We start from the raw sequence: 12,758 nt of genomic DNA on the forward strand, positions 1-12,758 counted from the left end.
CGACCTAGAAAATCAAATACTACAGAGAGTTATTCTTTAATAATTCTTCTTTATCGAAGTGAAAAACATGATTTTAAAGCTTTTTCAAAGTTTGAAACTTTGAAAAAGCTGTCACAAGCATTTCACGTTAAGCTATGTGTTAGAAACTAGTTTCTTTCTAAACTCTTTTACCGAGTTTTTCTTTTTTAAAAATCTATGTTTCTATGTGTTTAAAAATATTTAATTCACCAAAATCTCATCCACAAATAACCATGAACTTTCTCCTTTCGGGCTTTTCTTCAGATTACCGCCGATTACTTTTACAAAACGTGCATTTTGTTTTTGGAAATTAATTTTGAAATCTTTCAATTCTGGAACAGGGTTTACCGCATAAGGGCGAACTACTTTTCCAACTTGTGTGTATTTAACTCCATCATTAGAAATCAATACTTTTACCTGAATAGGGAAATTAACACCTGCACCCTGGCTTTCTAAAGCTCCAACAATTACTTGTTCAATGCTTTCTACTTTTCCAAGATCAATTACCAATTCCATATCATTGACCAGCCAAGCCTGCCATTGTCCATCGTGAAAATTTTTGCTTCCTCTAATGGAATTAACCATTGTATTGGCATCTCCTTTATAATTACTATTAAACGGAGTCAAATATTTTACTTTTTGTGCAAATGCTTTATGGAAAATAATGGTATCTGTATATACTTTTCCAACAGGTTTATCATCCTGAAACAAAGAAGCTTTTAAAACTGTTGTTTCTTTGATTTCAATTGGAGTAGTATATTTTATCGCATGATGTTCAATGTTTTGATTTCCTAAAACATATCTAATGTCTGGATTTGGAAACTCATTTTTCAACTCTACTTTGATTTGTTTATTCCCTAAATCAGCTGTTGAAGAAGCGGTTACCAAATAAGCGCTTTTCGCATAATTTAATCCTTGATAATCGTAACGTTTAAACATTGCAAACAATCTCGATGTAAAATCATTCCAATTGCGTTTCTCTTTTGGACTCCACAACGTTTCTGATAAAGCGGCTAGTCTTGGGAAAATCATATATTCAGAATCTTTTGGCCCAGCAATATGTTCTGCCCATAAATTGGCCTGACCGCCTAAAACATGTGCAGCTTCCTGAGGTGTCATTGTTGCCACTACAGGATCAAATTTGTACACTTCACTTAACGGATTATAAGCATCAAACGCTAATGGCTCCTCATTTTGTGGCCCTTGATAAAAGTTGAAATAGCAAGGAGTTTCTGGAGTCATAATAACATCATGGCCTTGATCTGCAGCTTCGATACCGCCTTTCATTCCTCTCCAGCTCATTACTGTTGCATCTGGAGCTAAACCACCTTCTAAAATCTCATCCCAACCGATAACTTTTTTACCTTTTGAATTGATGTATTTTTCCATACGTTTTACAAAATAACTTTGTAACTCGTCAACACTTTTTAAACGTTCATCTTTGATTCTTTTCTGACAATGCGGACATTTTGCCCAATTCGTTTTCGTCGCTTCATCACCACCAATATGAATATATTTTGAAGGAAAAATAGAGATTACTTCATCAATTACATTTTGCAAAAACTCAAACGTAGTTTCTTTTCCAGCGCAATAAATGTCAGTCAATGGCCAAACTCCGCCTGACGGAACACCAATTCTCTGATTGAAACAAGCCAATTCAGGATAAGAGGCAATGGCACTGGTTACGTGAGCCGGCATTTCGATTTCCGGAATTACTTCAATTCCTTTTGTTGCAGCATATTTTACAATTTCTTTTAATTCATCTTGTGTAAAAAACCCGCCGTAAGTTCCTTTTTCATCAGGATTTGTAGTCAATCTGGCATTCCAGCTTCTGTTTTCCTGGTCTACTCTCCATGCACCAACTTCTGTTAGTTTTGGATATTTTTTGATTTCAATTCTCCAGCCTTGATCGTCCACTAAGTGCATGTGCAAAACGTTCATTTTATGCGCTGCCAAACGATCTATCGTAGCTAAAACATAATTTTTATCAAAGAAATGACGTGAAAAATCCAACATTAAACCTCTCCATTTAAAACGAGGTTCATCATTAATTGTCAAACTTGGAATCTGCCATTTTGCAGAAGTAATGGCGAACTGACTTTCGATTGCTTCAGGAAGTAATTGTCTGATGCTTTCTAAAGCGTACAGAAAACCGTTATTTCCTTTCGCAGAAATAGTAATATTAGTCGGATTTACATCTAAAACGTAAGCTTCATTCTTTAAGTTCGGATCTGTTTTCAATAAAACATAATTACTTGCAGGAGCTTTTGTAGTCACTTCTGGTTTCCATCCTGCTGCAGTTCCAAATTTAGAAGCCAAAGCATTGGCAGCATCTTTTTGGAAATCACCGTTTACTACAAACTTTGTATCTTTTGTAAATTCAAAAACACCCGTTTTGATAAAAGTCTGAGTCGGTTTTGGAATGATACGAATATCACTTTCCGTATAAACTTTCTGTGCGTTAGCCGAGAAAATTGAAGAGATTAGGGTTAATAGGAATAGTAATTTTTTCATTCTTTGTTTTTTGGTTTCTCTAAAAGTTGCTTATTTAAGAGCTTTTAAAGATTTAGTTTTTAGGTTTAGTTTGTCATTTCGACTGAAAGGAGAAATCGCAATAGAAATTCCTCGCAGAATGTCGCCAATCTTTGTCGAATCCCGAGTGTGATTCCTCGTTCCTCGGAATGACAAAACTGTTTCGAAAAACTTTGTCAAAGTTTGAAACTTTGACAAAGTTCTCATCAAACTCTATGTTATTTATTAAAAGTGAAACGCCTCTAAACACAATAAAAATCTATGTTTCTATGTGTTTAAAAACATTTACGCCCTGTTTTATTTATCCCAAGACATTTTAAATTTCGCGTCTTCCATTCTGTGACCTTTTACGTCGTCAGAAACGGCGTAATTAAATCCTGATCTTAGACTGTAACCTGCGTATTCGCCATTTTTATTCAAAGCAATAAAACCAACCTGCAGATATTCCATGTCTTTGTGGTTTTTATGTTTGTTGTAAATACGTTCTGTGATTTCTTTACAAGCATCATAAGGCGATTTTCCCTGACGCATTAATTCGACCACCATGGCACTTCCAGCAGTTCTAATAACCGCTTCGCCTAAACCTGTTGCCGCTGCAGCACCAACTTCATTATCAAGAAAAAGACCCGCGCCGATTATTGGGGAGTCACCGACGCGGCCGTGCATCTTCCAGGCAGCACCACTAGTAGTACACCCTCCCGAAAGATTACCGTCTTGATCTAACATTAGCATACTTATGGTATCGTGGTTTTCTATATTAATAACTGGTTTGTATTTAGAATCTTCCAGCCACTTTTTCCAGTCTTTTTCAGATTCTGGAGTCAATAAATTTTCTTCTTTAAAACCTTCAGATAAGGCAAATTGCAATGCACCCTGTCCTGCTAACATGACATGCGGTGTATTTTGCAGGACTCTTTTTGCCACAGAAATTGGGTGTTTGATTCCTTGTAAAAAACAAACAGAACCGCAATTACTGTTGTGATCCATGATACAGGCATCAAGAGTCACTTTTCCCTCGCGATCCGGATATCCTCCATAACCAACACTGCGGACAGTTGGATCGGCCTCCGGTATTTTCATTCCAGCTTCGATAGCATCTAAAGCCGATTTTCCTTCTTTTAAATTCTTCCAAGATTCTTTATTTGCAGGCAGACCGTGATTCCATGTCGAAATAATAATTGGTTTCTGCTGTTTTTTTTCTTTTGGTTCTGCCACAGTTTCTTCTTTTTCAGAAGTAGCTGCAAATCCGCTTACGCCCAAAACAGAACTTATGGCTAAGGTGCCTAAAGTGGTTTTCTTAATAAAATCTCTTCTATTTGACATGTCTTTTCGTTTTAATTCAACTTTCAGAAACAAAATGTTCTTAATGTTGCTAAATTAATCAGTAATACTTTTTAATCCCAGTAAAATCGACTACAAAGCCGATTTTACCTCTCTAATCGTTTTTAAATTACTATCTGATAAGGCATTTCCGTCAAAAAAAGAAACTCCTGTTGCGCCATTTTTCTTAGCCTGTAAAATCGCTTCTTTCAATTCTGCATCTGATTTTAACCCCGGAATATAAATTCCAGTATTTACTTTCGTCGGTTTTCCTTCTAAATCGGCTACACCTTGTTTGGTTGCGTAACCTACCCAGTCAATTTCTTCATCATAAAAACTATGATAAATCATTGGATATACTTCGTCTATATTCCATTTATCCCAACGCTGGCGCACCATGTGGTCTGCCATTTCTGGGTAAGGAAATACTGCTGCCGTTAATTTTTTATTGTGTTTATGAGCAATTTTATAGGCATCGTCAACAACCGCTTTTACTGCATTTAATCTGAAGTTTTTCCACTCCATATCAATCGAAGTATTATGGCTCTCTTTTGGATTTTTATGATGTTCTTTTTCGAATTTACTTACGCACGCATCACAATAACAGAAGTCAAATTGTGGTAATTCTGTATCCTGAACTAAATTGTATTTTGGTAATAAACTGATTGGCAAGAAAATATCTGGGAAACGAATGTAATCTAAATGCACACTTTCGATTCCTTCAACTTTTGCTAATCCTTCAACTAAACCTAAAACGTGGTTTCTAGATTCTTCTTTAGTAGGGCAAAGCCATTGGTAATAATCTACATAAGGGCGGTTATCAAAACAAGATTTTCCTTCTTTGCTTACTTGATACCAATCTGGATGCTGTAGAGCGATTGAATCATTTGGACGGTTCATTGCCATAATCCAAGCGTGAACTTTTAAGCCTTCTTTTGCTGCAAGAGGCACTAATCTTGCCAAAAGTTTTGGGTCAGTATTGGTATTAATTAAAACTTCGTCAATACCACCATCTTTGTATTTTTTGAATTCTTTCGAATAATCTGAATCCGATTTTTTAGCGTCGGCAGTGGTCCAAACTCCAAAAATGAATTTTCCGTTTTCTTCTGCTTTAGTTTCTTTTTGTCCGCAAGAGAATAAACTCAGCGAAAGCGCTAATACTAAAACTTTTGATAGTTTTTGCAACTTACTCGTTCGTAATAATTTTACCATCTTCTTTTATTATTAAGGTTTTGTTTGAAAAAGGACTTTTTACTGAAATATTAAATCCTGTTAAATGATTCTCTACTATCGGTTTTAAAGTCTTACCATCAACAATTATATTTTTTGAACTGATACTTTGTAACGATTTTGCCCAAGATTTATTTTTTTCGAAATACCTTTTCTGAGCTCTAAACAATGTATACAGTTCCCATTTTACCTTTTCCTCCTGCGGAAGTGTAAAGGAATCTTGTCCTCCTACTTCTTTTGAGGAAAAATATACATAAGCCCATTTTTCGGGCTCATGCATATTGATGACTCCCATAGGCGACCAAACCCAATTGTATTCCGGGAGAAACTTTCCTTCTGAATCTTTTTTACGTTCGTATTTTCCATCGATAACTGAATGCTGCCAGTTTACTCGTGAGAAATTAACTCTCCAAAACTTATCTTTTGGTACAATATTATCGAAATAGGATGCTTTATAAACCGACCATGGAATTGCAATTTCTAATGTCCAGCCTTTATCTGTATCTGAAGCATTATTTAACGTTCCATCCACCTTTACTGCCGATTTTAAACCTGTTATATTCCAGTCGTTTAAAACGGTGTTTTTTTCTCGGTATGGTTTATTGATGAATAAATCCCAAGCCGTATTCAGCGCATTAATTTCTAATTCATAATAATTGTGAGTATCATTATCAGGATCGATAAAAACTTCAAAATCATTATTGTAGAAAATAATAGTGTCACGCTGTCTTAGGTTTGCCCAAACATGAGGCTCCTCCATTTTGGCTAGGATATAGTAGTAATTATCGTCCCAAAGCATCTTAACCTGAGTATTGTATTTTGGCTTTTCAACACCTTCTATGTCGACAAAAGGAATTGTCCAAGATGCTTTTTCCCAAGCTTTGTCAGCTCCATCGCCGTCGATAACAATCTCTTGAGAAGTTTTATACGCAATATAACTTTTCGGTGTAACCGGTTTTTCAGATTGCGCATAACCCAGCAGCGAAAAAAAAGTTACGGCTAGGGACAATAATTTACCTCTACTATGCATCATTATATTATAAACTATTTTCTTTTGTAAATTGAATTACTTCACTCAGTTTTCCGAAAGCGATCGCTACATGAGTATCTGCCGCACCATAATAAACTGCTAATTTATCTTCTTCAATATTATGTAAAGCCGCACATGGGAAAACTACGTTTGGCACATCACCAACCATTTCATACGTTTCTGCTGGTCCTAATAAATAAGGCTGAGTTCTATATTTTACCTGATCTGGTGAATCAACATCTAAAAGAGCAGATCCCATTGCATAACGGAAACCGTTACAAGTATTAATAACTCCATGGTAGATCATTAACCAGCCTTCATCAGTTAAAATCGGAATTGGTCCCGCACCTACTTTTGTACATTGCCAAGCACTTTGCTCAAATGGACTTGGTTTCATTACCAATCTGTGTTCTCCCCAATATTTCATGTCTGGACTGTAGCTGATCCAAATATCTCCAAAAGGCGTATGTCCGTTATCACTTGGACGGCTTAACATCGCATATTTTCCATTGATTTTCTGTGGGAATAAAACTCCGTTTCTATTGAATGGTAAAAAGGCATTTTCGCATTGAAAAAATTCTTTAAAATCGAAAGTATAACCAATACCAATTGTTGGTCCATTGTAACCGTTACACCAAGTAATCCAGTAACGATCTTCGATCCAAACCACACGTGGATCATATTTATAAGCAGATTCGATCATTTCTGTATTTCCAGACTGCATCACAATTGGTTCGTGGTTGATGTCCCAATTGATACCATCTTTACTGAAACCAGCAAAAATGTTCATCTGAACTGCTTTATTATCACATCTGAAAACCCCAGCATAACCATCTCCAAAAGGTACAACTGCACTATTGAATATACTGTTTGATGAAGGAATCGAATATCTGTCGATAATTGGATTCTCAGAATATCTCCACATTACATCTTTACTGTTTTCGGGTCTGTCTTGCCAAGGAATAGTACTCATTTTTTGTTTTTTTTATTTATTAGTTTTTTTATTCTTTATTTTTTTGAAACACATAGGGACATAGTTATTTGGAACACTTAAAAGGTGTTTCACTTTTAAATAAATAACATAGCTTGATGTCCAATCTTACGTTCCCGCAGTTGAAACTACAGGCTATGTTCAAAGCTATGTGTTAGAAACTAGTTTCTTTCTCTTTCCTTTTTCAAAGTCAAGAAAAATCTATGTTTCTATGTGTTTAAAATTTATCTAGAACCAAAATAATTTCCTCTAAAATCTTAATTCTATATTCTTTACTCTTCAATCTTTCTAACTCTATCCAGCCAAGTAAATTTCAATATCGTAGTTGTCACTACGAAAACTACCAACGCCACTCCTGCTTTTGGATAATCCCTGATGATAAAATAAATCGGAAGTAGAATCATACTTGACTGCCAAACAATACCGATAATACAGTTCATCATATCTAGGTAGAAATCATTATTTTTTTGGAAAGACTGATCTTCTGCTTTTAATTGTTTGTAAACTGGACTCCAGAATCCCCACGGTCTAACGTTTGAATAAAAAGATTTTAAAACCTCCATATCGGTTGGCTTACTTAGGTATGTTCCTAAAAGACAGCCTAAAATGGAGAATCCAAAAATTAATGGGAATAAGTAAATTGAAGGCACTTCTGAAAGCTGATGTAAAAATGTTCCAGGAGCTAAATTTCCTTTATTTTGATCCAACACGAATTGAAGCGAAGCAGCCACTAATCCGCCGACCATTCCCCAGAAATAACCCCATCCGTTAAAACGCCACCAAATCCATTTCAAGAAGTTGGCTGCCACATATCCTCCATATAATGCACTTGTAATCCAAAGTGTTAATGAGTTGATAGAATCTGCGAAGAATCCCATGAAAACTCCTAAACCAACCACTAAGAAAGAAGAGATCTGACTTACTTTGATATAGTGTTTGTTTGAAGCAACTGGTTTAAAATATTTTTTATAAATATCGTTTACAATATAAGCTGGTCCTGCATTTACGAAAGCCGAGAATCCAGACATAAACGCCGCTAATAATCCCGCTAAAAGAATTCCTTTAATTCCAACCGGGATATAAAGATTGACCACTTTTGGCATCAATAATTCTAAATCTGCTCCTGTTAGATTTACGTTTGCATTTAATTCTGGTGCTAAATTTACTAAAGCGATAACTACAATTCCTGTAATTAATAAATATCTTGGAATAAATAAAATCAAATTGGTAAAACCACTCATATAAGCCGCTTCTTTTACCGATTTTGTAGAAAGAACACGCTGTAAATCGTAACTTGGAGTTGGTCCTGCAACGCTGGCAAAGAATCCTTTAAACAAAGTCATTCCAATGAAAGCGCCAAACATTTTATAACCTTCTGTATCAATCAATCTGTTGAATGTTTCGAATTTATCACTCCATTGTGTTTCAAATTCCCATCCGAAGAAAACATTTTTCCATTCTGGCGTAATAACCGAATTGATTTGAATATCTGTATAATTAATGAAAGCATAACCAGCGATTAAAACTCCGGCAACAATCATAATGATATATTGTACAACTTCTGTAGCTACAACAGAGAACATGCCGCCTTTAACCGTATAAATTGTAGTTAAGAAAATGATTAACAAAGCATAAGCCTGTTCAGACGTTAAAAAAACAGAACCATTTAGGTGAACTGTTAAATCCCAAGGAAGAATAATCGTTACAAATTTTCCGATTCCGACAAAGAAATAAGCAATAAAACCAATTGTAGAAATGATCGCAAAAATCGCTACAATAATATGTGATGCTTTTCCTGCTTTGTCACTTCCGAAACGAGTTAAAATCCACTCAGAACCTGTCATTACTTTTGATCTTCTAATCCAGACTGCGAGGAACATCATGACGAAAATCTGATTCCAAATTGGCCAAAGCCACATAAACATGAAACTTTTTACACCATATAGAAATAAAACGCCAATCATCCAGGAAGTTCCTGAAACATCAAACATTCCAGAGCCGTTACTCAATCCTAAAAAATACCATTTGATTGATTTTCCTCCAAGGAAATAATCATCAAGTCCTTTTGATGCTTTTCTTGAAATCCAGATTCCTATACCGACCGACATTACGATATAGATTAAAATGATTGATACGTCTATAATGTTCATTAAATTATTTATTTTGAATTAGTTAGTTTAGACCCCAGTTTTTGTTTGGCTGTGCTCCCATTACAAAATGAAGCACACCACCTTTTAGCATTTCTTGGTGAGAGATAGCTGTTTTATTAAATGCTTTTCCGTTTAAAGTAGCCGATTGGATATAGAATTTTTTGTCTGAAACATTTTCTGCCTCAATTACAAAAGTTTTTCCATTTGGAAGATTTAAAGTTGATTTCTCGAAAATCGGACTTCCAATTTCATATTCGCCTGAAGCCGGATTCATTGGATATAATCCCATTGAACTGAATACATACCAAGCCGACATTTGACCACAGTCTTCGTTACCGCTCAAACCGTTTGCTGTCGTATTATATTGCGTGTCTAAAATATGACGTACCCAATATTGTGTTCTCCAAGGCTGACCTGCATGATTAAACATATAAGCAATATGGTGGCTTGGCTCGTTTCCGTGCGCGTATTGTCCGATCAAACCAGAAATATCTGCTGAAACATTGTTTCCAGTAATTTCAGAACTCTCCGTAAATAACTGTTCTAAACGTTTAGTAAAAGTGTCGTTTCCTCCGTGAAGTTTTACAAAATCGTCTACATTATGAGGAACGAACCAGCTGTGCTGCCAAGCATTTCCTTCTGTGTAATCGGTATGTTCTCTGTGATTAGAGTGTTTTGGGTCGAAAGGCTCATTCCAAGATTTTCCATCTTCCGATTTTCCTCTCATGAAACCTGATTTTGCATCAAATAAATATTCGTATGCTTTGGAACGTTTTGAGAAAAACTCGTAATCTGCTTGTTTTCCTAATGCTTTTGCCATTTGAGCTACACACCAGTCATCATAAGCATATTCTAAAGTAATCGTAACTGATTCATCTAATAAGTTATATGGAATATAACCGTATTTTTTGTAGAAATTTAATCCGCGTTCGTCCTGCATCATGGTTGCTTTCATGGCTTCAAAAGCTTTTTCGGCGTCAAAACCTTTAATACCTTTCATATAAGCATCAACAATAACTGGAATCGAATGATATCCTGTCATAGTATTGGTTTCATTGGCATATAATGTCCAAACCGGAAGTATTTTTTTTGTTTCATAATACGCCAACATCGAGTTCACTAAATCGGAAACTTTTGTTGGTTCTAAGATGGTTAACAATGGATTCTCTGCTCTAAACGTATCCCAAAGTGATAATGTAGAATATGCTGTATAATCTTTAGCGGTAATAATTTTATCATCTTCTCTTCGAAATTGACCATTTTTATCGCTGTACGTTACAGGTGCCACTTGTGCATGATATAAAGCGGTATAGAAAATTGTTTTAAGAGAATCAACTGGAGTTTCAACTGTAATTTTACTCAAAGCTTTGTTCCAATCAGAAGAAGCTGCAGCTTTTACTTTTTCAAATTCCTGATCTTTATCTAAATTACCTTTTGCGTTTTCAATACTTACAGAAGAAAGTGCCACTTTTATGCCTAATTCTGTAGAATTTTTAGAATCGAAAAACAATTGTAAAGCGGTGTTTTCCCCTTCAGCGTTTTGACCAGAAACTACTTTTTTATCAGCTGTAATAATAGATTCTGTAATAGGTTTAGAAAACTTAGCTACAAAAAACACTTTTTGATTTTTTGCCCAGCCTGTACTATAACGGTAACCACTAATAGTATTAGCGTCTTCAATTTTGATAGACGTTTTTATCGCTTTGTCCCAGTTAATAGCAAAACCTAAATCGACAATAACAGATTGCGTGTCGTTATTATTATAGGTATATTTATGGTATGCGGTTCTTTGTGTAGAAGTTAATTCTACATTGATTTTAGGATCTTCAAGAAAAACTTGGTAATAACCCGGTACTGCTTTTTCGTTAACATGATTGTATTTTGATTTATACGGAAGGAAATCGCGTGAAGCGGCTTTGGCGGTTAAATCTAATTTTTTGTTTGTCGGCATAAATAAAATATCTGCCAAATCACCGATTCCTGTTCCGCTTAAGTGTAAATGACTAAATCCAGAAACTATAGAGTCAGAATAATGATAGCCTGAGCACCAGTCCCAGCTAGAAATTCCATTATCCGGACTTACTTGTAACATCCCAAACGGAACTGTTGCACCCGGATACGTATGTCCGTGACCACCAGTACCTATAAAAGGATCCACATAATTTGTAGCAAAACTTTTGTGATCTTTGTTTTTATCAACTTTTATTTTGCAACTTGCAATAAAAATTACCGTTAAAGAGAGCAGAGTAATTTTCCTCATATCAAAACAATATTAATTTAACTTTAAATTTAGATAAATTCAACTTTTACCAAAATAATTTTAGACGGACGACATTTAAACAGCTCTAAACATCAAAAAAAAGTAATAAACGACATTTTATAATACCATTATGATTTTCAACTCTAGCAAATCTTATAAACTGCCTGTACGCTATCATGCTTACTTTTGGTTATCCTATTTTATGCTCAATACACTACGTTGGGGAAGCTATTTTAATGATTACATTTACTCATTAAAAACAACATTGCTTGGTTTTCCAATTCACATGGCATTATGTTATCTTAACATTTTAATTTTGATGCCACATTTAGTTTACCGCAAGAAATACTTCCTATATATAGTAACCGTTTTGTCTGCCATTTTTATAATGGTTGTATTGAAATTTAATCTTACCTATTTATTAATTACACACGATGTTTGGCCCGAAGGACCGGAAACTATTAACAAACTTACTTTAAATTATACAATAGACATGATGATGGGTGAATTGTATGTTATGACTTTTGTAACTGCAATTAAAATCACTCTCGATTTATTACAAGAACAAAGACGTGTTACCGATTTGGAGAAGTCACAATTAGAAACAGAATTATTGTTTTTAAAATCACAGATTTCACCGCACTTTTTCTTTAACACTTTAAATAATATCTATTCATTATCTGTTGAAAAATCCAACAAGACCCCTAAAATAGTTCTGAAGCTTTCTGAATTAATGCGTTACATGCTTTATGAAACAAAAGAAAAAAAACAGTCTTTAGAAAACGAGATCATGTGTATCCAGAATTATCTTGATTTGGAAAGAATACGAAACGGAGAACGTTTAGAAGTAAACATGTACATTTCTGGAGATATTCATGACAAAGAAATTTCTCCTGTGTTATTATTGACTTTTGTAGAAAATGCATTTAAGCACGGTGTCAATAAAAACACAGGAAATGTGATAATTGACATCAGCTTTAAAGTCAAGGGAGATTTTTTATATTTCGTAATTTCAAACCCAATGCCCGAATTTACCGTACATAAAGATAATTTTAACAAGTCAAGTGGTATAGGTATTGAAAATGTCAAAAAAAGACTTGAACTAGCATATAATAAAAGTGACTATAAGCTTTCATTTAAAAATAAAAAGAATATTTTTGTCGTTAAGCTAGCTATAAAGGTCACATAGTCTCGCTTTTAGCAATTTCCAAAACTATACCTACAAAA

At 34.8% G+C, this 12,758-nt stretch carries 8 protein-coding genes; 1 reads left to right on the forward strand and 7 read right to left on the reverse strand.

The window, feature by feature from the left end; genetic code table 11:
- Nucleotides 1–219: 219 nt before the first annotated feature.
- From P2W65_RS20235 to P2W65_RS20265, 7 genes are all read right to left on the reverse strand, one after another.
- Nucleotides 220–2,532 (reverse strand): glycoside hydrolase family 20 protein, encoded by a 2,313-nt coding sequence (locus tag P2W65_RS20235; RefSeq protein WP_289660518.1) that lies wholly within the window; start codon nucleotides 2,530–2,532, stop codon nucleotides 220–222.
- Nucleotides 2,533–2,847: 315 nt separating this feature from the next.
- Nucleotides 2,848–3,873: an isoaspartyl peptidase/L-asparaginase family protein gene (locus P2W65_RS20240; protein WP_289660520.1), complete on the reverse strand. Its 1,026-nt coding sequence runs from the start codon at nucleotides 3,871–3,873 to the stop codon at nucleotides 2,848–2,850.
- A gap of 90 nt (nucleotides 3,874–3,963) precedes the next feature.
- Nucleotides 3,964–5,082, reverse strand: coding sequence for a putative glycoside hydrolase (locus tag P2W65_RS20245; protein WP_289660522.1), 1,119 nt, complete (start codon nucleotides 5,080–5,082; stop codon nucleotides 3,964–3,966).
- Complete coding sequence (locus tag P2W65_RS20250; protein WP_289666210.1) at nucleotides 5,057–6,130, reverse strand: carbohydrate-binding family 9-like protein; 1,074 nt, start codon at nucleotides 6,128–6,130, stop codon at nucleotides 5,057–5,059. Before P2W65_RS20250 ends, P2W65_RS20245 begins: the two co-directional genes overlap by 26 nt.
- Nucleotides 6,131–6,137: 7 nt before the next feature.
- On the reverse strand, nucleotides 6,138–7,103 hold the full coding sequence (locus P2W65_RS20255; RefSeq protein WP_289660525.1) for a glycoside hydrolase family 130 protein: 966 nt from the start codon (nucleotides 7,101–7,103) through the stop codon (nucleotides 6,138–6,140).
- A gap of 290 nt (nucleotides 7,104–7,393) precedes the next feature.
- A complete protein-coding gene (locus P2W65_RS20260) occupies nucleotides 7,394–9,271 on the reverse strand; it encodes a sodium:solute symporter family protein (RefSeq protein WP_289660527.1) in 1,878 nt (625 codons plus the stop codon).
- A gap of 22 nt (nucleotides 9,272–9,293) precedes the next feature.
- Nucleotides 9,294–11,531, reverse strand: coding sequence for a GH92 family glycosyl hydrolase (locus P2W65_RS20265; RefSeq protein WP_289660529.1), 2,238 nt, complete (start codon nucleotides 11,529–11,531; stop codon nucleotides 9,294–9,296).
- A 130-nt stretch (nucleotides 11,532–11,661) separates the two neighbouring features.
- Here P2W65_RS20265 and P2W65_RS20270 point away from each other — a divergent pair, with 130 nt between their 5' ends.
- A complete protein-coding gene (locus P2W65_RS20270; protein ID WP_289660531.1) occupies nucleotides 11,662–12,720 on the forward strand; it encodes a sensor histidine kinase in 1,059 nt (352 codons plus the stop codon).
- The last annotated feature ends 38 nt before the right edge of the window (nucleotides 12,721–12,758 follow it).

Origin of the sequence: Flavobacterium panacagri, from assembly GCF_030378165.1 — a bacterium.
GTDB lineage: Bacteria > Bacteroidota > Bacteroidia > Flavobacteriales > Flavobacteriaceae > Flavobacterium > Flavobacterium panacagri.

Excerpts from the sequence above, each read along its gene's own strand:
- P2W65_RS20250 (WP_289666210.1), bottom strand. The coding sequence starts at position 6,130 with ATGCATAGTAGAGGTAAATTATTGTCCCTAGCCGTAACTTTTTTTTCG.
- P2W65_RS20265 (WP_289660529.1), bottom strand. The coding sequence starts at position 11,531 with ATGAGGAAAATTACTCTGCTCTCTTTAACGGTAATTTTTATTGCAAGT.
- P2W65_RS20255 (WP_289660525.1), bottom strand. The coding sequence starts at position 7,103 with ATGAGTACTATTCCTTGGCAAGACAGACCCGAAAACAGTAAAGATGTA.
- P2W65_RS20240 (WP_289660520.1), bottom strand. The coding sequence starts at position 3,873 with ATGTCAAATAGAAGAGATTTTATTAAGAAAACCACTTTAGGCACCTTA.
- P2W65_RS20245 (WP_289660522.1), bottom strand. The coding sequence starts at position 5,082 with ATGGTAAAATTATTACGAACGAGTAAGTTGCAAAAACTATCAAAAGTT.
- P2W65_RS20270 (WP_289660531.1), top strand. The coding sequence starts at position 11,662 with ATGATTTTCAACTCTAGCAAATCTTATAAACTGCCTGTACGCTATCAT.
- P2W65_RS20235 (WP_289660518.1), bottom strand. The coding sequence starts at position 2,532 with ATGAAAAAATTACTATTCCTATTAACCCTAATCTCTTCAATTTTCTCG.
- P2W65_RS20260 (WP_289660527.1), bottom strand. The coding sequence starts at position 9,271 with ATGAACATTATAGACGTATCAATCATTTTAATCTATATCGTAATGTCG.